Genomic DNA, 22,186 nt, shown 5'->3' on the forward strand with positions numbered 1-22,186 from the left:
GGTCCCAAGCAAGACCGGTCAAAAGCAGAGGTGTCCGGCGCTCGTTGTCCGGCCGGAATGGCTCGGAACGGCTTGGTGCGGCTCGGAACGGGTCGGCGCGGCTCGGAACGGCTTGGTGCGGCTCGGAACGGGTCGGCGCGGCTCGGAACGGGTTGGCGCGGCTCGGAACGGGTTGGCGCGGCTCGGAGCGGCTTGGAATGACATCGCGTCACAAGCGAAGTGCTCCGCGGGAGGATCCGCTGCGCTGCGCGGGGAATGGGCAGCGGCCGTGCGGGCGGCCCAGATTGCCGAGTTCAGGCGCACGGGCACCGGCCGATTGCGGCGTCGCAGGCGGTGTGCAGGTGATGCGTGGTGCCGTCCCGGTCCACGAGGTGACGCGGGAGGGCGAGTTGCTGGGACCGTCAGGTCGGTCGAAGACGATCCCAGCAGCTGAGGATGTTGTCGGCAGGGCGGCGAGGGCTACTTGTTCTCGCCCGGCTTGCCGGCATGCTCACCGTCGCCCGGCGTGTCGTCGCCGGCCTTTGCCTGGTCGGCAGGGCTTGCAGACGCGTCGGTGCCCGGACTGGCAGGGGCCGTAGCGACGGGCTCCTCGTTCTTGGTTTCGCCTCCCTTCGCGCCACTCCCGGAAAGGTTGAGTTGGTAGGCGAAGAGAAGGGCGCTGACGGCGAGTGTGGCCGTGAGCCAAAGCGTGATGCGGCGCATGATTACTCCTGTGATGTTTGAGAAGTGCGGTTGACGGGTGTTGCCGGGCTACCAGGCGAATTCCTCGGTGTGCAGACTGTCGCGATGCACGCCGGCGACCCTGGTTGCCTTGCGGACCGCTGAAAGCCAGGCAGGCGGACCGCAGACGTAGACATCGCGGTTGGCGATGTCCGAGACGAGTTCCTTGAGTACTTCGGCGTCATCGGCCTGGGTGCCGACGCCCGTCGGCAGCCACGAGTCGTCGGCACGGCGGGGGCCGGGCATGAAGTGCAGTTCAACACCGCGCCGACCGGCGAGCTCCCGGAGTTCGTCGGCGAACACGGCATGTTCCGCTTCGGTATAGCGGTAGAGGAGGACGGCTTCCCCGGGGGCGTAGGGGGTGTCCTCAAGCAGGGCGCGCATGGGGGTGACGCCGATCCCGGCGGCAATCATGAGCATGCGCGGGTGGCTGCGCTGCCGTGCTGTGAGGGTGCCGTACGGGCCTTCGATCAGGACGCGGGTGCCGGGATTGAGCTGGGCTTGGCGCTCGCTTCCGTCTCCGGCGATCTTCACCGTGATGCGCAGACGGTCAGCCGTGGGCGCCGCGGAGAGGGTGTACGGATTGCCGCGGGACCAGCCCGGGCCGTCGAGGAAGCGCCAGATGAAGAACTGTCCGGACTCGGTGCGCAGCTTGTCCAGCCGGTGTCCGCGCATGGTGACGGAGAAGATCCCTGGCCCCTCGGGACGTACGTCCGCCACGCGCAGGCGGTGGTAGAGGGAGCGCCAGGCGGGCCAGCCCAGCCGGTAGACGACGGTGACACCGGCGGCGAAGAGATACAGGGTCCACCAATAGGTGCGCGCCCAGGCTTCGTGGAAGTCGGCTCCGTCCTCCAGCATGTGCGGGAAGGTGAATGCGACACCCAGATAGGCGTACAGGTGGAGGAGGTGCCAGGACTCGTACCGCAGCCTGCGCCGGGCAGCCCGGACGGAGGTGACGACCACCATGATCACGGCGATGGTGCCGATCGTGGCGAACAGCATCCACGCGTCGGTGATGAACAGCTTCCACAGCTCGTCCAGGGCGCCGGCCGGGTCCCGGGAGATGCGCTGCACGGCGAAGAGAACGACGTGCGCCATCATCAGCCAGAACGAGACGAAGCCGATCCAGCGGTGCCGCCGGGTGAGCAGGTCGTGGCCCCAGGACCGCTCGACCCAGGGGATCCGGGCCAGGAGCACGACCTGCAGCAGCATCAGATCGGCGGAGACCAGCCCGGTGAGCAGGCCGAGCGATCCGACGGCGGTGTCCACGGTGGTCAGGCTCAGCAGGCCCTGGTTGCGGATCCAGAGGAATACGACGGCGACCACTGAGGCGATGGCCGTCGGCCCCAGTAGGTCGGCGAGGCCGAACCGGAGGGCGCCGCGCCGCGGCGCGGGCGGCCTTCGGTGGCCGGCGGCCGCCGCATTGGATGTGGTCATCACTGGCTTCCCTCAGACATGTGACGGGGCTGACAGGCGCCCTGCTGGGCGCTTCGATGACCAGAGTGGAGGGCATTTTTGTGGCGCCTTTAAGAAGGCGCAGGCAGCGGCGGGGGCCCACCGTTCTTAATCTGTTTTGTGAATGATCAGCCATGCTGTTCGCGGGTGGTTCAAACGGGCCCGTCCGTTTCGTCCGGGCCCCGTGATCCGCAATCGCACTACGGCTCGGGTATTCGGCCCAGCACGGAAAGTGAGGGGCGATGCCAGTTTCCCGGCGAAAGCCGCTGGTGCTTGTCGTGGACGATGACCAGGGCGTCCGTCAGGCGCTGCGGCTGGGACTGTCCGTCGAGGGCTTCGACGTACACGAGGCTGCGGACGGGGAGTCCGGTCTGGAGTCGATCACCACACAGCTGCCCTCGGTCGTCCTGCTGGACGTCGTCATGCCCGGCATCAGCGGTGTGGAGGCGGTACGTCGTATGCGGTTGCAAGGTCGCACGATTCCGGTGTGCATGCTCTCCGCACGCGACGAGGTCGACGACCGGGTGGCAGGACTGGCAGCCGGGGCGGACGACTACGTGGTCAAGCCGTTCTCGGTCGCCGAGCTCGCCGCCCGGCTGCACGCCCTGGTCCGCCTGCACGAAAGCAGCCAACAGCGCCCGCTCCTGCTGGGGGACCTCACCATCGAGCCCGCCCGCCGTGAGGCCACACGCTCCGGTCGTGAGCTGGGGCTCACCACACGCGAATTCGATCTTCTGGTGGCACTCGCCCAGCGTCCGGGTCAGGTCCTGAGCCGCTCCCAACTGCTGGAGCAGGTATGGGGATATACCTGGGACGTGGACACCAATGTGGTCGACGTCTTCATCGGCTATCTCCGCAGGAAGCTCGAAGCCGACGGTGAGAAGCGGATCCTGCAGACGGTGCGCGGCGTCGGATTCGCGCTGCGGACATGAGGCTCCCGCTGCCGCGCAGCCTGCGCTCACAGATCACCGCGAGTGTCGCTCTCCTGGTGGTGCTCGTGGTCGGCGTCGCCGGCCTCGTCATCGTGGACCGCATCGACCACCGTGACCGTACCGACGTCGACCGGCAGCTCACCGCCCGCGCCGACAAGGTGCAGGGGGACGCCGACAAGCTGCTGTCGCAAGGAAACGGGGCGGACAGTCCCGGCAGTGACGACTACGGCGGCCTGCTGGTCGGCAGCCAATCCCTGGTCCGGCTCGTCTCCGGGAATGAGATCATCACCCAGCGCGGTGATCAGCCCACGGCTGCCATTCCCGTCCCGACATCGGACGGCCTGAGCACCGTCCGGGTCGGCGGCCAGTCCTGGCGGTCCTTCGTGCAACCCCTCAGGGACGACTCCGACGCACGCCTTCAAGTGCTCCAGGACCTCGGCCCCATCGAGCAGCGGCTGGCCGACAACACTCGCATCGTGGCCGGCGTCGCCGTACTGTCCATGTTCATCGCGGCGGGCGGCGTGTGGCTGATCACTCGAATGATCCTGCAGCCTCTGCAACGACTGCGCACCGGAGCGCACCGCATCCGCGCCGCCGACACCCATCAGCAACTCCCGACGGTCACCCGGCCGCAGGAGGTGGCGGACCTGTCCGCATCCCTCAATCGCATGCTGGGCCAACTGCAGACGAGCATGCACGCGACCCGCCGTTTCACCGCTGACGCGGGTCACGAGCTGCGCACCCCGCTCACCACCATCGGCATGAACCTCGAAACCCTGCAGCGCAATCCCCACCTGCCCGCTGCCCAGCGGCAGGAGGCCCTCGATGCCATGGTCATGGAGCATCGCCGGATCACGGTACTGCTGGAGGGGCTTCAGATTCTCGCCCGTGGTGATGCGGGTGCGCTTCCTCCGCGCGCCACCGTGGACCTGCCCGCGCTGCTCGACGAGACCGTACGCCATGCTCAGCACCGGCATCCGGCAACCACGTACAACATTTCCATTGCCGCCGGCAGCGTTCCACGCGTCCAGGGCTGGCCGGCCGGGCTGCGCATGGCCGTGGACAATCTGCTCAACAATGCGGCCCTGCACGGGCGGCAACCCCATGGGCAGGTTCACGTGTCGTTGGTGTGGGACTCCTCGCAGGTGTACGTCTCCGTCATCGACGACGGGCCCGGCATTCCCTCCGACCAGCGCGAAGCCGTCAAGGAACGCTTCGCACGTGGCCGCAGGCCGCGCAGCCACGGCTCCGGTCTCGGGCTGGCCCTCGTGCAACAGCAAGCCGAGCTGCACGGCGGGACGCTGACTCTGGGGGACGCTGCCGGCGGCGGACTCCAGGCAACGCTGACCATCCAGCTGTACCCGATCGCCGGTTCCTCCACCCACACCACTCGCCCGACGCACTCCCACCGGGGGTAGGGGCGGCCGGGGTCGCGTGGTCCGAGGTCATTCACCGGCTGCGTACGCAACAGCGTGCGGAACCACCAGCGAAGGCGCTACCCAGGACGGCTGACGCCGTGATCACACCAGGGCACATCAAGATCATCGCGCTGTGCGTCCCTGCCCAGTCAGTGAGCCTGCGTCTCCCGGTGGAACTCGTGGACCAGTTGGATCTCACCGACGATGTGTGCGTTGAACTCGTGGAGCTCCTCGGCCGGTACCCACAGTTCGAGGATCGGCGGCCAAGCGCGCCGCAGTCGTCACGTGGATTCGTTGAAGTGGGCCTCGGCGGGTTCAGTCTTCTTGAGCCGGACACCATTGGGTACTCCGTGCAGTTCCGCATAGACGCCTCGACGGGTGAGGAGCTCGTGATGCGTCCCGGTCTCCACCACCTGACCGTCGTTGAGCACCACGATGCGGTCGGCCTGGGGAGCCAACTGCAAGTCGTGAGTGATCATGATGGTGGTGCGGCCGGACATCAGCTGGCGAAGCGGGCCGATGACGCGGCGGGCCGCCAGGGCGTCAAGTCCGGTGGTGGGCTCGTCAAGGATCAGTACGGGCGCGTCGCGGAGCATCGCCCGGGCGATGGCGATGCGCTGCAGCTGGCCACCGGAGAGCTGGGCGCTGTGTGGATCGATGTGGGTGTCGTAACCGTCCGGCAGTGCCGTGACGAAGTCGTGGGCAGCAGCGGCGCGGGCTGCGTGCTCGACCTCCCGAGCGGTGGCACCGGGACGTCCGCAGGCGATGTTCTCGTGGATGGTGTCGTGCAGGATGAGGGTCTTCTGGGGCAGCAGAGTGACGTTCTCGCGCAGGAAGGACAGCGCGACGGTATTCAGGTCGACGCCGTCGAGATGGATGCTTCCGGCGGTGGGGTCGTAGAAGCGCAGGAGCAGCTTGGCAATGGTGGACTTTCCCGCGCCGCTCGGGCCGGTGACGACGATGAACTCACCGGGGCGGGCGGTGAGGGACACGTTGCTGAGAGTGGGCGCGTCCTGTCCCGGGTAGCTGAAGCCGACCCGGTCGAGCTGCACCGTGCCGTGGACTCGCCACGGGGTGACGGCCTGGTGCGCCGGTGGGTCGGTGACGGCGGGCCGTGTGTCGAGGATGTCCAGCAGCCGTTCGGCGCCGGCGGTGGCTGCGCTGATGGTCAGGCCCAGTTGGCCGAGGCTGCGCAGGGGAGGGTACAGGTAGCCCAGAAAGGCGGCGAAGGACAGGAGTTGGCCGAGGGTCATACGGTCCTGGGAGATTTCCCAGGCACCCAGCCCGATCACACCAAGGACGCACACCGTCTCCAGGACCTCGACGGCCTGCTCGTAGAGTTCACTCATGCGCGCACCGGTCACCGACGCGCGCATCCACGCACGAGCCTCACGGCGCAGCCGCTTCTCCTCGGCGTTCTTCCGGTTGTAGGCCTGAGTGAGCACCACGTTGCCGAGCGCCTCTTCTACGACCGAGGTGATGGCTCCGTCGGCGACACGTTCCTCGCGGGCAACGGACTTGATGGGGGCGGAGAACTTCCGGGCCGTGAGCCACAGAACGGGCGCGAGCAAGAAGGTGGCCAGTGCCAAGTCCCAGCGCAGCCACAGGGCGGCAGCCGAGAACAGTACGACGTTGAAGACGGCGGAAACGATACCGACGACGCCGGAGACGACCATCTCCTCGATGGACTCGACATCCCCGGTCAGCCGTTCCAGCAGGTCGCCTTGACGGTGTCTCTGGAAGAAGTCGGGCGGCAGGTCCTGCACGTGCCCGAAGACGTGAGCCCGTAGACGCATGACGAAACGCTCCGCCGTCCACACGGCCAGGGAGTTTCCGGCGTACCCGACGGCGGCACCCAGGACCGCGACAGCCAGCCACTGGCCCGCCGGCGCCCAGAAGGCGCTCAGAGAGCCCTTCTGAAGCGCGTGGTCAGTGAGTTCGCCGAACAGCAGGATCGCGGCCGTCTCGCACAGCGCGGCAACGATGACACCGACGCAGATCAACACCAGCCAGCGCCGGTCACCCCTTGTCAGCGGCCAGAAGCGGGAGAAGGCCTGCCTCATGGTGAGGGTGGGTGGCGCGTTGGTCTCGGCGCTGTCGGCATCGGCGCCCCTCGCGACGGTATGGGGTTGCAGACCCACAAGCGTCTGAGTGTCGTGGGGGCGCATAAGGCCGGGGCGGCGGTGACGTCCTCGTACGGGGGGCGCCTGCGGCAGGCGCAGTTGCACCGTCTGCTGTTCGTTGTACGAGGTCACTGCCACTCCTGGGTTGGCTTCGACATGAAGGAGGCGGGTCCGCGGCTCCGTGCCGCGGACCCGCCTTTCGCTCAGGGGGAGATCAGTGCTTGATCGGGCGCTTGTGGGCCTTCGGCTTCGCCGTCTTGGCCTTGGCGGGCTTGGCCGGCTTGACGGGCTTGGTGGCCTTGACGGCGGCAATCTTCTTGAAGCTCACAATTCCTCCATAAGCGCAGCCCAATGGCTGCTTGGTTCTTCCGCCGGAGCCGTTCGGCTTCGACACGGAAAACACTAGGAGGCATTCTTGGGAGGAGTTTAAGGAAACAGACCGCGGACCAGGTCCCTTCCTATTCTGAAGATCTCTAAGAGAATGAATTAGAGATACACAGGATTGTCGAAGGCCGGACAGGAACCCGTCGCCCTTCGTAGACGAGCCTCTGGCCTCGGCCTGTCAGCGACCCCGGCGGGCGTTGAGCCGGGCGGCCTGGCGCGTCAGGTGGTCGCGCTCAGCGAGGTTGGATGCCTTTGGGGCCGCCTCGGCGTAAAGCCGTGCCGCCGTCGCCAGGTCGCCGTCACGCTCGTGGAGGTACGCCGCCACCGCGGCGTGGCGGGGCAGCGAGTCGTCCAGCGTCGCGAGCGCCGCCAGGCCGGCGCGCGGTCCGTCGGCCTCGCCGACGGCCACAGCGCGGTTGAGCCGGACGACCGGGCTGTCGGTCAGGCGCCCGAGCTCGTCGTACCACTCGACGATCTGCACCCAGTCGGTCTCCTCGGCGGTGGGCGAGTCGGCGTGGAGCGCCGCGATGGCGGCCTGGGCCTGGAACTCGCCCAGCTGGTCGCGGGCAAGAGCCGCCTGGAGGATCCCGACGCCCTCGGCGATCGACTTGGTGTCCCACCGCGCGCGGTCCTGCTCGGCGAGCGGCACCAGACTCCCGTCAGGCGCGGTCCGGGCGGCGCGCCGGGCGTGGTGGAGCAGCATGAGGGCGAGCAGCCCCGCCACCTCGGGGTGGTCGATCGCGGCCGCGAGCTGCCGGGTGAGCCGGATGGCCTCGGCTGCGAGGTCGACGTCGCCGGAGTAGCCCTCATTGAAGACCAGGTAGAGGACGCGCAGCACGGTGGCGACGTCGCCGGGCTGGTCGAACCGCACGCCGGAGACGATGCCCTTGGCCCGGCTGATGCGCTGCGCCATCGTCGCCTCGGGCACCAGGTAGGCCTGGGCGATCTGGCGGGTGGTCAGCCCGCCGACGGCACGCAGCGTGAGCGCGACCGCGGAGGACGGCGTCAGCGACGGGTGGGCGCACAGGAAGTAGAGCTGGAGCGTGTCGTCCACCGCGAGCGCGGGCCCGGGCGCCGGCTGCTCGTCCACGAGGTCCTCGCGTCGGCGGCGGGCAGTGTTCGCCCGGGTCGCGTCGAGGAACTTGCGCCAGGCCGCGGTGACCAGCCAGCCCTTCACATCCCGCGGCGGGTCGGTCGGCCATACGCGCACCGCCTCGACCAGCGCGTCCTGTACGGCGTCCTCGGCCGCCGCGAAGTCGGCTCCGCGGCGGACGAGGATCCCGAGCACGCTCGGTGTGAGGCTCCGGAGCAGGGCCTCGTTCACTTCGGAGGTCACTCCGTGACCGTGGGCTGCACACCATAGGCGGGACGCAGTTCGAGCCACTCGTGGATCGGTTCCCCGCCCTTCCCGGGGGCGGCCGACAGTTCCCCGGCCAGCTCGACGGCGCGCTCGTAGCTGTCGACGTCGATCACCATCCAGCCGGCGATGAGGTCCTTCGTCTCGGCGAACGGTCCGTCGGTGACCGGCGGGCGCCCCTCGCCGTCGTACCGGACGAACGTCCCCCCGGGGGCGAGCGCCTGCTCGCCGACGAACTCACCGGTCCCCTCGAGCCGGTCCGCGAAGTCGCGCATGTACTGCACGTGGGCCGAGATCTCCTCCGGCGTCCACTGGTCCATGGGCACGTCATTGACCGAAGCCGGGGCGCCGCGGTAGTGCTTGAGCAGCAGGTACTTGGCCATCGTGGTTCTCCTCGGTGCTGGTGCGAGCCATTGTGGTCGCGTTCACTGCGGGGACGGAGCCAGCCACGGGTTCTCGACATCGCCGTCCGAGTTTTTTTGAGATTCGTCGATGATCCTGGGCGAGCCGCCCCGTGGTGTCCGGTTATACGCCCTGGCGTGAGGGCGGGACCGAGCGCCGCCTTCCAAGATCAGCTCCTGTGACCGGCAGCTACCCGCCCCGCAAGCCCCGCAGCTGAAACTGACCGCGGACGACACCCCTCATCAAAGAACCGAGAGCAAGGGCGTCGACAGTGCCCACGCCCTCCGGGCGCAGTGGTATGCCGGCGATCGCGCTGGTTGAGACAATAGGCATGTGAATAACGCGTCACCACGAAATCAGGATCGCCGAAGCCGACCCAACTACGACCGTGAATCTCTTCTCGAGATCGCGGTCGAGGTCTTCAACGAGCGAGGCTATGACGCCACCGGTATGGAGGAGTTGGCCAGACGTCTGGGCCTGAGCAAGTCCAGCATCTACCACCATGTCTCCGGCAAGGAGGAACTTCTGGATCTTGCGGTCACCCGCGCACTCGATGCCCTTTTTTCCCTCATTGACGAACCCAATACAGCCGAACTCCGCCCGACGGCCAGGCTTGAGCACATCGTACGTCGGAGTGTCGAAGTACTCGCAGCCGAGTTGCCGTATGTCACCTTGCTATTGAGGGTTCACGGGAACAGTGCCACCGAACAGCGAATCCTCAAGCGACGGCGAGAATTCGACCACCGTGTTGCCGAACTGGTCGAACTCGCAGCGCAGGAGGGAGGTATTCGCGCCGATATCGACCCCCACCTTGCAAGCCGACTGGTTTTCGGCACCGTGAATTCTCTCATCGAGTGGTACCGGCCAGATGGCGAGCTACCTGTATCGGTCCTCGCCGATGCTCTCACCATCGTCGTCTTCGGCGGCTTGCGATCTCACGGTCACCTCAACCCTGCTGACACTCCCCCACGCACGGGCCGGCCCCGCCTCTGAAGCGACGGAGTGCGGCGCCGCGGGTGGCGTCGCAGCGCTTCGTGGGCAAAGAATTCGGTCGCGCCCCGTGAGGTGGGCCGATAACTTCCGTCTGAGCGCAGTGAGGTAGCAGGCGCGACCGCAAGGGGAGATCTGCATGGACACTGAGGGTGCGCGGACCGACCGTCTGGGCTTACTGCTCGACCAGTTCGACAAGGCCCGGGAGATGGCCCAGGTGCGGCTGACGGGACTCGGCGACGAGGAGTACCTGTGGGAGCCGGTACCCGGTTGCTGGTCGCTGCGGCGCCGGGGTGAGGCGGCGACGCCCAGGGCGTTCGGGCCGGGCGAGTGGGTGCTCGACCTGGGCGCGGCGGACATCCCCGCGAGCGAGTACGCCGAGGTCGCCCGGCAGGCCGTCGGCGGCATGACCCTCGCCAAGATCGCCGACGACTGGAGCGTGAGTGTCGAGCGGGTCGAGCAGATCCTCGCCCACACCGGTGAGCCGGAGCCCGACGTAACGCCGATCACGACCATCGCTTGGCGGCTGGGACACCTGCACTACCAGTTCGCGGGCGGATGGGAGTGGACCTTCGGCGAACGACTGCAGGATCCGAAGCTGATGGTCGACTTCTCCCCCTCCGCCGCTCTGACACTCGAGCGGTTCTGGCCGGTGATCGACCGCTGGCGCGAGAGCGTCGGCGCCGTGACGGAAGAGCAGCTCGACACGGTCGGCTTCTCGCAGTACCCGTACGGCTCCGACCCCGACGACCCCTTCATCAGCGTGCTGTCGGGGGGAAACCTCGAGTTCATCCACCACATGGCCGAGATCGCGTTGCTCCGCGACCTCTGGCGGGCCCGGTTCACCACTGGCGGGTAGGCCCAGGCGCGCCGCCGCGAAGGAGTTCGGCGGGAACCGCGTCCCTGTGATCGCCCAGCTGGTCCAGGCCGACGAGGACAGGGTGTGGGGGCCGATCCGGCGATCAACTGACGTGGGCGGCGATGGCTCGCGCACACACCAGGGACTCGGTGTGCGTCGTGTCCACCTCCAGGTCGTAGAACACCCCCTCGTGAACCACATCCGCCTGTGAAGCGGCCATCCCCTGGACGCGATCTCCTCGTACGACCTCGCGGCCTGCGGCGACCGCACTGTCACACCTGACGCCCACCCACAACACGGCCAGTCCGCCCAGTGCCTTCCGCCACCGCTGCTGGGACTCCGCTCCGCCGAGGAAGACGTCATCGATGACGATCCTGGCACCTGCTCGGGCCATCGCCACGACGCCGTTCATCCAGGCCGCCTCCAGCGCCCGGAATTGCGCCCCGACGATCACCTCGCCGTCCGCCGCGAACACGATTCCCTCGTCCGACGCCTGCATCTTCGCCGGCATGGCCTCGACGAACGAGTCGCACCCGAACGCCAGCCACGGATCCGGCAGTTCGGCCTGCAGACATCGTACGATCCCGGACTTCCCCGAGCTGGAACCACCGTTGAGAATGATCATCTGAGTCGTCACCGCGCCACGGTAGGGCGCTTCGCGCACGACACGAAACGAATATCGGCACAAGGAGTAGTACGGGGTGCCCGCGGCGATCCGGTCGGCCCGCAGCAAGGTGTCACTCAACGGCAGCCGACCATCGGTCAGTCCCACGCTGCGGAGAGAAGAGAATTGCTCATGTAAACACTGTGCTGCGGTGCTTCCTGCCCGACTAGGAGTTTGTGGCGCCCTTCCAGGCTGTTGCCCTGTCAGGCCGGCGCGAGCCAAGCCCCGTTGCCGCTGCCTCCGCCGACCGACTGCCATGAGAACGAGGGCCGTCCACGACGGGATCCCCCAGAAGAAGACGTCAACCACTGATCGCCGCCTCCGGAGGACCCCGACCGTCAAGCCGTTCTACGAGTAACCAGCCACACACAGCCGAGGCTGATCAGTGTCACCGCCGTGAGGTACAGGGCGATAGGTGTGGTGGATTCCCAGCTCGTGTAGAGGCCTGTGGCAACGGTCGGCGCGAGGCCGCCACCCAGTATCGATCCCAGTTGGTAGCCCAAAGAGGCCCCGCTGTACCGGATCTCAGCTCTGAAGAGTTCCGAGAACAGTGCCGCTATCGGCCCATAAACAATACCCATGAATACCGCCGTCACCAGAAGCGCCAGCAGAATCAGGGCCGAGTTCGCCGTGTTGATCATTGGGAACAGGAAGATTGCACACGCGACAAGGCCTATGGAACCAATCCTCAGCACCACCCGACGGCCATGCCGGTCCGAGAGAGCGGAGGCCCAGGGTATGACCGCGAGCCACACCGTGGAAGCGATGAGCGTGAAGACAAGGATGAGATTCCTGCTCAACTCAAGCACAGCGGTCGTGTAGGACAGCAGGTAGGCCATGAAGATATAGCCGACCGCGTTGATTCCGATGAACGCCCCGGCGGAAAGGGCCACTTCCTTCCAGTGTTCTCGCAGCACCGCCACGATGGGCATGCGGTGTTCCGATTTCGTCTGCTTGACCGCCTGGAAGTCCGGGCTTTCAGCGATGGTCAGTCGAATCACCAGGCCGGCCACGACCATGACAGCACTCGCCAGGAAGGGGACTCGCCACCCCCAGGCCAGGAAAGCGTCATCGCTGAGATTTGTCGTAAGGCCAAGGAACACCAGGTTGGCAATGATGAGCCCTCCCGGAACGCCCATCTGCGGGAAACTGCCGTAGAAGGCCTTCTTTCGATCCGGGGCATGCTCGACAGCCATGAGGACTGCTCCGCCCCACTCTCCACCGACCCCTATGCCCTGGATGAAACGCAGGGTCACCAGCAGGATCGGCGCCCAGACGCCGATGGTGGCGTAGGTGGGAAGCAGTCCTATGCCTACCGTGGCAAGTCCCATGGTGAGTAGGGAGATCACCAGCATGGACTTGCGGCCGACTCGGTCACCGAAGTGGCCCATGACGATGCCGCCCACCGGGCGAGCCAAGAAGCCGACCGAGTAAGTGGCGAAGGAAGCCAAGGTTCCCGCTGCTGAGGAGACTCCGGGGAAGAACAGCGGTCCGAACGCAATTGCCGCAGCCATGCCGTAGATGAAGTAGTCGTACCACTCAATGGCGGTTCCGACGAAGCTTGCTGTTGCCACTCGCAGCGGGCGCACCCGCTTTGGCGTGACTGTCCCGGGTAGGTTTCGGTCGATGGCCACTGCTGTCTCCTGACAGGGTGAACGATGCCGCCGCAGCTGTTCATCGGGGCTTGGGGAGGGAGATACCAGAGCGAAGTTGGGGATGAACTCGCCCAGTTGCCGAGCTGATCGAGGCCGGTCTGCCGCTTCCTCGATCGACGACTGAATAGCCCTTTTGGCTTGTGCGTTGAGCCCAGTTTCCTGACACGTCTCGTGCAGTTGAACTGAGCTGGTCGACTCAAGCAGGTCGCTGCGCAGCTGGATTGCGCCGATGTCACTGGGTGAGTGATGCCAACGGCGCCAGCAGCAGCCGGCGGAAGACCGAGGCACGGTGGCGCCCGGACCGCTCCCGCCAGCTGGAGATGGGGACTCTGCAGCTGAGTGGACTAGGCCGTTCATCATGTCGGCAGAGACTTCTAGGGCTGCGGCTGATCGTCGCCCCAGACCTACCGACCGAACGATTGGTCGTCTCGTGACTGGTAAGTAAAGGCAGCCATGCAACCGGTGTCAAGAGACTTGAACGGATGGAAGTTTGCCCACCCAAGAGCATCACTGGGGCAATCGTTGACTACCGCCCCTCAACGCCCTGACTGTCGCAGGGATGGCGTACGCCAACTTGGGCTACGCGGGGTCGGACACCGCTGCCAGAGGGCCGCGCGGCCACGTCCTCCCTCCGTCACCACCCCGGAAAGTGACGCTCCGTCGATGGCGAGATCGGAAGGGGCAACAGGGCAGGCCTCAACTCCCGTGGAGTTTGCGAATTTGCATGCCTGTACTTCCGGACTGCGATCGCGACCTTGCCCGGACAGCCGCTTTCGAAGAGACGACCGCCGCTCAGAGGTGTCACAGGAACGTTCAGGTGACGGCGCGCGAGGGATGACGGCATGTTTGTGGGCCGGTTCTCCAGGGCTGGTCAGCTGTCGTAGTCAACAGACAGCGTGTCGGAGAGCGGGTACGTCTGGCACGTCAGCACGTATCCGGCATCGACCTCAGCGGCTTCTAGGGCGTAGTTGCGGCGCATGTCCGCGTCTCCTTGCGTGACTCGAGCGCGGCAGGTGCCACAGACCCCTCCCTTGCAGGCAAAGGGGAGGTCCGGACGGATGCGGGCAGCCGAGTCGAGGATCGTACTCTCGCGGGGCAGCCCGGCCGTGGTGGAACGGCCGTCGAGGGTGATGGTGACCTCGCTGACGGGTCCGTTGGCCGTTGGCTCTTCGTGGCGGGCCACTTGAGGCGGCTCGTCGGCGAAGAACAGTTCCCGGTGAACTCGTCTCTTGGACACATTGAGTTTCGCGAGTACCTGCTGGGCGTCCCGAACCATGCCGTGAGGACCGCACAGCCACCAATGGTCTGCGCTTGGGACGTCGATCAGCCCGTCGATGAGGGCGTCGAGGCGCTCGCCGTCCAGGCGGCCGGAGAGAAGATCGGCTTCACGCGGCTCCCGGGAGAGGATGTGTGCGAGCTGGAAACGTGTGCGGTAGGTGTCCTTCAGGTCGGCCAGGTCGTCGGCGAACATGACTGTGCCGGTGCGCCGGTTTCCGTAGAAGAGTGTCACTTGGGACAGGTCGTTGGATGCCAGTACCGATTCGGCGATGGACATCATGGGAGTGACCCCGGATCCCGCTGCGATGAGTACATGGTGACCGGGCACTGTGAGGTCGGGTGTGAAGACACCTGTGGGAGCCATGACTTCGATGATGTCGCCGGTCTTCACCTCGTGGACCAACCAGGAGGAGAACAGCCCTCCCGACACCTCCCTTACTCCGATGCGAGGCGGTGTGCCGGCCGGCGAGCAGATCGAGTACGAGCGCCGTTCGTCCCGTCCGTCGATCTCACGGCGCAGAGTGAGTGACTGACCTGGCGCAAAAGCGAACTCCTCCGCCAATGCTTCGGGGATCTCAAAGCTGACAGCGACGGCGTCTTCGCACAGGCGTTGCACACCGGCAACGCGCAAGGAGTGGAACATCGGGCGGCGCCTGCGTGCCCTTGTCACGGGTGCACCGGAAGTCGGTGCCATCAGCTCTGCCATCAGATCTCCTTGACGTACTCGAACGGCTCGCGGCAAGTGAGGCAACGCCACAGTGCCTTGCAGGAGGTGGACGCGAAACGCGATGTCTCCTGGGTATCCACCGACCCGCAACGCGGGCACGCCACGACACGCCGGACCGGCGAGAGGCTCAGAGGTACCGGGCCGACGGGACGTTGCTGTGCCCTCAGGGGTGGGGCGATGTCGTACTCGGTGAGTTTGCGGCGACCTGCGGGGGTGATCCAGTCACTGGTCCACGGCGGGCTCAGCACTGTGCGGATCTCCACCCGTTCGAAGCCGGCCTCCCGCAGGCGAGCCGAAACGTCTGCGCGCATCTCCGCCATGGCCGGGCACCCTGAATAGGTCGGGGTCAGGCTTGCGACCACCGTGCCGTCTCCCGTGATGGTTACGTCGCGCAGGACGCCCAGGTCAGCCAGGGTGAGCATGGGCAGTTCCGGGTCAGGCACCTGCTCGGCAACGCGGCGAGCGCGGCGGACATCGGACAGGGCGGTCACCATGTCGCGTCCGGATGAGCGCGGGCCACACTCTGCAGTTCAGCGATGAGAGGCGCGAGGTGTTCGGTGTGGTCGCCGTGCCGACCCGCTCCGGGCAAGGGCGGAGCTTGCGGCATGCTGAGCCCGGCGGCGTCGAGAACCTGTTGAAGATCCGCCAGGACTTCGCCTCGCCCGTCGTGGGCCGTGAACAGTTCCGGCAAGTAGGGGGCCACACCTGCCAGGGCGTTGTTGATGCGGCGGTGGGATTCTTCCGTTCCGTCTCCCAGGCGCACCATCCACTCGGCGGCGTACTGCCGGTGGTAGGCAAGTTCGTTCATGGCCTTGGCAGCGATCGCAGCGAGTACGGGATCCGGCGACGAGGCGAGCTGGGCGAAGTGAGCGAGACGCCAGCTGGAGAACACGAACAGCCGCACGATCGAGAACGCGAAGTCGCCGTTGGGAAGTTCGACCAGGCGGACGTTGCGGAAGTCCTCGGCGTCCCTGAAGTAGGCGTAGGCATCCTCGGTGCGTCCGCTACCGTCGGCCTGGCCGCAGCGGGCGTACAGCAGTCGCGCCTGGCCAAGCAGGTCGAGTCCGATGTTGGCCAGCGCCACCTCCTCCTCCAGCTCCGGTGCCAGGGTGACCCATTCGGCGAGCCGCTGCGCCAGGACCAGGGTGTCGTCGCCGAGTGCCATGCAGGAGGCGGCCAGTTCGGCGGCATCGATGCCGCCGGGCACCACGGTGTCCACGCCGTGCAGGGGGTCTTCGAAGCCGGTACCGAACGCCCAGCGGGCATCGCTGTCGTCGTGGCCCTCGGCCAGAGTCATGTAGACGTGATCGTCGCTCATCCCCGGCTCCTAGATGTGTGGGACATCGTCGGGGATGTCGTAGAAGGTCGGATGGCGGTACACCTTGTCCGCGCTGGGAGCGAAGAAGGGGTCCTTCTCGTCGCGTGTGGAGGCGGCGATGTGCTCCGAGCGCACAGCCCAGATACTGACGCCCTCATTGCGCCGGGTATAGAGATCACGGGCGTGGGTGAGGGCCATCCGGTCATCCGCGGCGTGCAGCGAGCCCACATGTACATGGTTCAGTCCGCGCTTGCCCCGGACGAACACCTCGTACAGCGGCCAGTCCTTTTTGTTGTTCTCCGTCTCGCTCATGCTGCTGCCCCTTCATGTGCTCGGGCGGCCTGCTTGGCCGCATGGGCGCTGGCCGCCTCACGTACCCAGGCGCCTTCGTCATGTGCGATGCGGCGCCGTTCAACGCGCTCCGTGTTGCACGGGCCGTCACCGGCGATCACCCGCTTCAGTTCGGAGTAGTCCGGGGTGCCGAAGTCGTGGTGGCCTCGTTCGTCGTTCCAACGCAGTTCAGGATCGGGCAGGATGACGCCGAGCTTCTCCGCCTGCGGCACGGTCATGTCGACGAAGCGCTGGCGCAGTTCGTCGTTGGTGTGCCGCTTGATCTTCCAGGCCATGGACTGGGCGGAGTTGGGCGAGTCATCGTCCGGCGGACCGAACATCATCAGTGAGGGCCACCACCAACGGTTGACGGCGTCCTGCACCATCTCGCGCTGGGCGTCCGTGCCGCGCATCATCGTCATCAGCAGTTCGTAGCCCTGGCGCTGATGAAACGACTCCTCCTTGCAGACTCGCACCATGGCTCGCGCGTAGGGACCGTACGAGCTACGGCACAGGGGCACCTGATTGCAGATCGCCGCACCGTCCACGAACCAGCCGATGACGCCCACGTCGGCGAAGCTGGGGGTCGGGTAGTTGAAGATGGACGAGTACTTCTGGCGGCCCTCGATCAGGCGCTGGGTCAGGTCGGCCCGGTCTGCTCCCAGGGTCTCGGCAGCGGAGTAGAGATACAGCCCGTGGCCTGCCTCGTCCTGGACCTTCGCGAACAGGATCGCCTTGCGGCGCAGCGACGGCGCCCTGGTGATCCATTCGCCTTCCGGCTGCATGCCGATGATTTCCGAGTGCGCGTGCTGGGCGATCTGCCGGATCAGCGTCTTGCGGTATCCCTCGGGCATCCAGTCGCGCGGTTCGATCCGCTGGTCCCGTGCGATCGTCGACTCGAATTGGGACCGCAGGTCCGGCTCGGTGTCGCTACCGGAGGACACGACGGAATGTGTTGTAGCCATCTGTACCACCTTCCCTACCGACCATTCGTTCGGTCCATCATACGGTGAGCACTCCCCGGCCTGGCAAGCACCGGTGGTCAGCGCCCGGAAAAGAACGGCTGCTGTCCGGCCAGGAAGGCTCGGACCGCGGCACAGTGACCCTCTGTGCCGCCCAGCCGCTCCTGCCCTGCGGCCTCACGCTCGAGTACGGTCTTCAGCTCCTGTCCTTCGGCGGCCCGCAGCATCGGTTCGAGCTCGAACGTCCAGGGCGTTACGAGCCCTGGGCCGTTGTAGCTCGATGACGGCGACACCGCCGTCACGGGTGCAGCCCACGCGGGGCTGCTCGGTCTCGGCTGAGGCCGCGCTGCCGGTCACCATGTGTAGAACCCTTGTCCCGTCTTCTGCCCGAGTTCGCCGCGCGCCACCTTGTCGCGCAGCAACCGCGGGGGTTCGAAGCGATCACCGAGGGTGGCATGCAGGTATTCAGCGATGGCAAGGCGTACGTCGAGGCCGACCAGGTCCGTCAGACGCAGCGGTCCCATGGGGTGCTTGTAGCCGAGCTGCATGGCGTCGTCGATGGCTTCGGGGGCAGCGACACCTTCTTCGACCATGCGGATGGCTTCCAGGCCAAGGGCCAGGCCGAGACGACTGCTGGCGAAGCCGGGGGAATCCTTGACGACGACGTCCTGCTTGCCCAGCGCCTTGGTCCATTCCAGAACGGCTTGGACCGTGTGTGGAGCGGTGTCGGGGGCGATCACGATCTCGACCAGCGCGGAGGCGGGCACCGGGTTGAAGAAGTGCATGCCGAGGAAGCGTTCGGGGCGGTGGAGGACGGAGGCGAGGTCGGTCACCGACAGCGAGCTGGTGTTGGTGGCCAGGACCGTCGTCTCGCTCACCGCTTCTTCGGCCGCCTTGAGCACGCGGGCCTTGAGCGCGGCGTCCTCGGGAACGGCTTCCACGACCAGCTCGGTGTCCGGGGGCAGGGCCTCAACTGTGGATACGAGGGTCACGCGGCGGGTCACAAGTGTCGCCGGCTCGGCAAGGTGGCCTCGCTCTTCAGCCCGCCTGAGGCCGGCACCGATCCGCTCCAGCGCTACGGCGGCAGCCTCTGTCCCGCTCTCCACCACGGTCACCACGGAGCCGGCGGCGGCGAAGGACTGGGCGATCCCCGAGCCCATGCGTCCGCCTCCTATGACTCCGACGGCCTTGGGGGCTGACGTCATGTCCGGCTCCTTTTGTCGAGAAAGCGTGTCATGCGGTCCTTCTTGTCCTCACCCTCGAACAGCACGGCCTGTGCCAGGTCGTCGGCCACCGGGTGGGCCCCGGGCGAGTCGACGACGAGCTTCGTCAGGCGCAGGGCCGTGGCCGATGAGCGCGCCATGCGGTCGAGCAGCGCGTGCGCTGCACCCAGCAGTTCCTCGGCCGGGACGACGTCGATGACCAGGCCCGCGGCGTGTGCTGCCCGGGCGTCGAGATTGCGGCCGGCGAGCAGGATCTGCTTGGCGATCGACTCACCGACCAGTTCGGGAAGGCGCCAGCAGGCGCCGGCTGCCGCAAGAATGCCAAGGCCCGGCTCGGGATTACCGAAAACAGCATCGGCGCCGGCGAGGCGCAGGTCGCAGGCGTAGGCCAGTTCGGCCCCGCCGCCCAGAGCCCAGCCGTCGACCGCGGCGAGCGTGGGCATGGGCAGTCTCCGGACTCGCTCGAACAGCCGGCTGTTGATGCCCTGGAGGGCTTCGTCCCTGCCTCGCTTCACCAGTTCGGCGATGTCGGCCCCGCCTGCGAAGACACCGCCGTGTCCGGTGAGAAGAAGCAGCTTCGGGTCGCGTTCCAGTTGCTCGCACACCTGGTGCAGTTCGGTGATCATCCGGCTGCTGATGGCGTTGCGGGCCTCGGGGCGGTGCAGAGTGACGACGAGCCGGTCTGTCCGCTCCTCGACCAGCAAGGTGTCGTAGGACGCAGAGTGAGTGGCGGCGGTCATATCCGCTCCACCAGGAGGGCGACGCCCTGGCCCACGCCCACACACAGCGTGGCGAGGCCACGGCGGCCGTTCTCCCGTTCGAGGCGACCGAGCAGGGTGAGGAGGATGCGGGCGCCGGAGCAGCCGAGTGGGTGGCCGAGGGCGATGGCCCCGCCGTCGGCGTTGACCTTCTCCTCGTCCAGCTTCAACCGTCGCATCACCGCGAGGGCCTGTGCGGCGAAGGCCTCGTTCAACTCGATCGCGTCGAGTTCCCCTCTCCCCCAGCCCGCGCGGCCGAGTACCTTCTCGGTGGCCGGGACCGGTCCCAGTCCCATCAGGTTGGGCTGCACACCGGCCGAGGCGGAGCCAACGATCCGCGCCCGCGGTGTGAGTCCATAGCGGTCAACGGCCGCCGCGCCGGCGAGCACCAGTGCGGCAGCGCCATCGGACAGCGGAGAGGAGGAGCCTGCCGTGACGATGCCGTCCTTGCGGAAAATGGTGCGCAGGGAGCCCAGTTTCTCAAGGGTGGTGTTCGCCCGCGGGCCCTCATCACGGGTCACCGAGGTGTCCTTGACCGGGACCGGCACGATTTCCCGGTCGAAGCGGCCTGCCTCCTGTGCCGCAAGAGCTCGTTGGTGACTGCGCAGGGCGAAGGCATCCGACTCGGCACGGGTGATGCCGTCCAGAGCCGCAACCTCTTCGGCGGTCTCCCCCATGGACAAGGTGATCTTCGGTGTCTGCGGTCCGGCTTCCTTGGCAACAGCCCGGTCCGCCTCCGCGAAGCGCGGGTTGGTGAACCGCCACCCCAAGGAGGTGTCGTGCACCTGCCCCGGCTTGGCCCATGGGGTGCCGGGCTTCTCCATCACCCAAGGCGCGCGGGTCATGGACTCCACTCCCCCGGCGACCACCAGATCGGCCTCTCCGGACCGGATCGCGTGAGCGGCTGAGGCCACCGCTGTCAGGCCCGAAGCGCACAGGCGGTTGACGGTGTAGCCGGGCACGGTATGAGGCAGGCCCGCGAGCAGCGCAGCCATGCGTGCGACGTCTCTGTTGTCCTCACCGGCCTGATTGGCGGCTCCCAGGACGACTTCATCCACGGCTTCACGCGGAATGCCAGACCGGCGGACGGCCTCGCCAACGACCAGAGCCGCAAGGTCATCGGGGCGCACGGAGGCCAGGGCGCCGCCGTAGCGCCCCTGCGGGGTCCGGGCGCCGTCGATCACATAGACCTCGTCAGACATCAGATGGACTCCTCAATAGGGGCAGGGGCAGGACGGCGCGACTGCAGGGTCGCGAAGCGGCCGGCGACGAAGGCGACATCGGACAGGGTGGCACTGGCCGCCGGGTTCGCGGCGCTGCCGTGGAAGTCGCTGAAGGCAGCCGACTGGTTGACGAAAACCCCACCGGTGAGGTTCTCCGAAAGGTGCACGCCGGCATCCAGCGCCGCCTCCTCGGCTGCCGCCAGGACCTCTTCCCTGGTGGAGTGGACGGCGGCGGTCAGCGCGCCATGCTCGCGCACCGTGTCACGGAAGACGGTGAGGCTGTGCTCGGTGGAGTCAGTACCGATGACGAAGGAGACGGGCCCGAACCACTCGCGGGTGTAGGTCTCCCGATCGGCTGCCGAGTCGAGCCGTGCCACCAGCGGCGTTCGCAGGACGGCCCCGGGATACTCGGGATGCTCCACGGCGGCGGACGCATGGACCGTACGGCCCAGTCCGGCAGCCTGCTCAAGCCGCTCGCGCACCCCGTCGTTCACGATGGCTCCCAGGGTGCCGGCCGCCGTACGGGGTCGCTGAGCAGCCGATCCAGCGCGGCGCCCAGGTCTGCCGCGAACTCGTCGGCGCTCTTGAGGCCCTGGTCCGTGGCGAAGCCCTCGCGCGGGATGAGGAAGTTCTGTGGAGTGGTGCACATCTGCCCGCTGTAGAGGGAGAGCGAGAAGGCCAAATTGTCCAGCAGGCCGCGGTAGTCGTCGGTGGAGTCCAGCACCACCGTGTTCAGGCCTGCCTTCTCCGTGTGGACGGCGGCCTGGTGGCCGTGGGTCTCCAGCCAGTCACCGAAGACGGTCGAGCCGGTGAAGTCGATGATCCGGACGTCGGGGTGCAGGGCAAGAACACCTGCACTGCGCTCATCCGGCCCTTCGGCGACAAGCAGCACCACATTGGCGTCGAAGCCGGCCTCGGCCAGGACTTCGCGGGCGATGCGCACAGTGATCGCCAGAGGCAGGACGGCACCGAGGTGCGGCTTGACGACGACCGGATTGCCGGTGACCAGGCCGGCGAACAGGCCCGGGTGGCCGTTCCAGGTCGGCGCCAGGCGGGGGTAGCTGATGCCGAGCGGGAATCCGTAGGGCGAGGTCTCGGTGGGCGCGACCCAGGTCTGGCCGGGGTGGCCGGGCAGGTCGAACGGAGTGCCGAGCCGGCGGTGAAAAGCGGCCTCGCCGTTCTTCGCGGCGTCTTCCCCGTAGAGGGACTTACTCGGTGACTCGGGGTACGGATTCCAGTGATCACGACATACGACAGCGGCCGCCGCATGCTCGAGCAGTGTGCTGTGACGTGCGAAGTAGTCAAGATCCTCGGGGTTCTGTTGGAGCATGCGGTCCACCTCTTGACAGGCAGGAGTCTTGCTGGATTACTTGGCCTTGCCGCACGCTAACCGAATGTTCGGTCGGTC

The 22,186-nt window shown here is 67.0% G+C and carries 20 protein-coding genes and 1 pseudogene; 4 read left to right on the forward strand and 17 right to left on the reverse strand.

The genetic code is table 11. The features are described from left to right. Window positions 1-459: 459 nt before the first annotated feature. Together AB0N66_RS13950 and AB0N66_RS13955 are read right to left on the reverse strand one after the other, a co-directional pair. Entirely contained in the window at window positions 460-702 is a 243-nt protein-coding gene (locus AB0N66_RS13950) for a hypothetical protein (protein WP_365433047.1), read from the reverse strand. A gap of 48 nt (window positions 703-750) precedes the next feature. Next, window positions 751-2,157: a ferredoxin reductase family protein gene (locus AB0N66_RS13955; protein ID WP_365433050.1), complete on the reverse strand. Its 1,407-nt coding sequence runs from the start codon at window positions 2,155-2,157 to the stop codon at window positions 751-753. 260 nt (window positions 2,158-2,417) lie between these two features. Between AB0N66_RS13955 and AB0N66_RS13960 the strand changes: the two genes are divergently transcribed. Together AB0N66_RS13960 and AB0N66_RS13965 are read left to right on the forward strand one after the other, a co-directional pair. After that, window positions 2,418-3,107, forward strand: a complete 690-nt coding sequence (locus tag AB0N66_RS13960) for a response regulator transcription factor (RefSeq protein WP_365433052.1) — start codon at window positions 2,418-2,420, stop codon at window positions 3,105-3,107. Next, window positions 3,104-4,525, forward strand: a complete 1,422-nt coding sequence (locus AB0N66_RS13965; RefSeq protein ID WP_365433055.1) for a HAMP domain-containing sensor histidine kinase — start codon at window positions 3,104-3,106, stop codon at window positions 4,523-4,525. The genes AB0N66_RS13960 and AB0N66_RS13965 overlap by 4 nt, the downstream gene beginning before the upstream one ends. A gap of 281 nt (window positions 4,526-4,806) precedes the next feature. On the opposite strand, the gene AB0N66_RS13970 is transcribed toward AB0N66_RS13965, so the two are convergent. The 3 genes from AB0N66_RS13970 to AB0N66_RS13980 form a co-directional block, all read right to left on the reverse strand. Next, complete coding sequence (locus tag AB0N66_RS13970; RefSeq protein WP_365433616.1) at window positions 4,807-6,588, reverse strand: ABC transporter ATP-binding protein; 1,782 nt, start codon at window positions 6,586-6,588, stop codon at window positions 4,807-4,809. Window positions 6,589-7,210: 622 nt separating this feature from the next. Further along, the gene (locus AB0N66_RS13975; RefSeq protein ID WP_365433619.1) at window positions 7,211-8,356 is read right to left on the reverse strand and encodes a DUF6596 domain-containing protein; all 1,146 of its coding nucleotides are present in this window, start codon (window positions 8,354-8,356) and stop codon (window positions 7,211-7,213) included. An 8-nt stretch (window positions 8,357-8,364) separates the two neighbouring features. Further along, window positions 8,365-8,772: a YciI family protein gene (locus AB0N66_RS13980; protein ID WP_365433058.1), complete on the reverse strand. Its 408-nt coding sequence runs from the start codon at window positions 8,770-8,772 to the stop codon at window positions 8,365-8,367. Window positions 8,773-9,124: 352 nt separating this feature from the next. On the opposite strand from AB0N66_RS13980, the gene AB0N66_RS13985 reads away from it, so the two are divergent. Together AB0N66_RS13985 and AB0N66_RS13990 are read left to right on the forward strand one after the other, a co-directional pair. Then, entirely contained in the window at window positions 9,125-9,784 is a 660-nt protein-coding gene (locus tag AB0N66_RS13985) for a TetR/AcrR family transcriptional regulator (RefSeq protein ID WP_365433061.1), read from the forward strand. Between the two features lie 136 nt (window positions 9,785-9,920). Next, complete coding sequence (locus AB0N66_RS13990) at window positions 9,921-10,640, forward strand: DinB family protein (protein ID WP_365433064.1); 720 nt, start codon at window positions 9,921-9,923, stop codon at window positions 10,638-10,640. 103 nt (window positions 10,641-10,743) lie between these two features. Here the strand turns inward: AB0N66_RS13990 and cpt are convergent, their stop codons facing one another. The 12 genes and pseudogenes from cpt to AB0N66_RS14050 all read right to left on the reverse strand — a co-directional run bounded on the left by cpt (window position 10,744) and on the right by AB0N66_RS14050 (window position 22,108). Continuing rightward, entirely contained in the window at window positions 10,744-11,265 is a 522-nt protein-coding gene (gene cpt, locus AB0N66_RS13995; protein ID WP_365433622.1) for a chloramphenicol phosphotransferase CPT, read from the reverse strand. Window positions 11,266-11,642: 377 nt separating this feature from the next. Beyond that, the gene (locus tag AB0N66_RS14000; RefSeq protein WP_365433067.1) at window positions 11,643-12,938 is read right to left on the reverse strand and encodes an MFS transporter; all 1,296 of its coding nucleotides are present in this window, start codon (window positions 12,936-12,938) and stop codon (window positions 11,643-11,645) included. Window positions 12,939-13,830: 892 nt separating this feature from the next. Beyond that, window positions 13,831-14,931, reverse strand: coding sequence for a 1,2-phenylacetyl-CoA epoxidase subunit PaaE (gene paaE / locus AB0N66_RS14005; protein WP_365433625.1), 1,101 nt, complete (start codon window positions 14,929-14,931; stop codon window positions 13,831-13,833). An 11-nt stretch (window positions 14,932-14,942) separates the two neighbouring features. Continuing rightward, window positions 14,943-15,458, reverse strand: a complete 516-nt coding sequence (paaD, locus tag AB0N66_RS14010) for a 1,2-phenylacetyl-CoA epoxidase subunit PaaD (RefSeq protein WP_365433069.1) — start codon at window positions 15,456-15,458, stop codon at window positions 14,943-14,945. Then, complete coding sequence (gene paaC / locus AB0N66_RS14015) at window positions 15,452-16,282, reverse strand: 1,2-phenylacetyl-CoA epoxidase subunit PaaC (RefSeq protein ID WP_365433072.1); 831 nt, start codon at window positions 16,280-16,282, stop codon at window positions 15,452-15,454. The genes paaD and paaC overlap by 7 nt, the downstream gene beginning before the upstream one ends. A 9-nt stretch (window positions 16,283-16,291) precedes the next feature. Next, entirely contained in the window at window positions 16,292-16,594 is a 303-nt protein-coding gene (gene paaB, locus AB0N66_RS14020; protein ID WP_365433075.1) for a 1,2-phenylacetyl-CoA epoxidase subunit PaaB, read from the reverse strand. After that, window positions 16,591-17,577: a 1,2-phenylacetyl-CoA epoxidase subunit PaaA gene (gene paaA / locus AB0N66_RS14025; protein WP_365433078.1), complete on the reverse strand. Its 987-nt coding sequence runs from the start codon at window positions 17,575-17,577 to the stop codon at window positions 16,591-16,593. The genes paaB and paaA overlap by 4 nt, the downstream gene beginning before the upstream one ends. 77 nt (window positions 17,578-17,654) lie before the next feature. After that, window positions 17,655-17,876, reverse strand: a complete 222-nt coding sequence (locus AB0N66_RS14030) for a hypothetical protein (protein WP_365433081.1) — start codon at window positions 17,874-17,876, stop codon at window positions 17,655-17,657. A gap of 51 nt (window positions 17,877-17,927) precedes the next feature. Continuing rightward, a complete protein-coding gene (locus AB0N66_RS14035; RefSeq protein WP_365433083.1) occupies window positions 17,928-18,779 on the reverse strand; it encodes a 3-hydroxyacyl-CoA dehydrogenase family protein in 852 nt (283 codons plus the stop codon). Next, the gene (locus AB0N66_RS14040; RefSeq protein ID WP_365433086.1) at window positions 18,776-19,537 is read right to left on the reverse strand and encodes an enoyl-CoA hydratase/isomerase family protein; all 762 of its coding nucleotides are present in this window, start codon (window positions 19,535-19,537) and stop codon (window positions 18,776-18,778) included. The genes AB0N66_RS14035 and AB0N66_RS14040 overlap by 4 nt, the downstream gene beginning before the upstream one ends. After that, on the reverse strand, window positions 19,534-20,757 hold the full coding sequence (locus AB0N66_RS14045; protein WP_365433090.1) for a thiolase family protein: 1,224 nt from the start codon (window positions 20,755-20,757) through the stop codon (window positions 19,534-19,536). The genes AB0N66_RS14040 and AB0N66_RS14045 overlap by 4 nt, the downstream gene beginning before the upstream one ends. Further along, window positions 20,757-22,108: pseudogene (locus AB0N66_RS14050) on the reverse strand (aldehyde dehydrogenase family protein). Before AB0N66_RS14050 ends, AB0N66_RS14045 begins: the two are co-directional and overlap by 1 nt. Between the last annotated feature and the right edge of the window lie 78 nt (window positions 22,109-22,186).

Source organism: Streptomyces sp. NPDC093544 (assembly GCF_040683495.1).
In the GTDB taxonomy this organism is placed as follows: Bacteria; Actinomycetota; Actinomycetes; order Streptomycetales; family Streptomycetaceae; genus Streptomyces.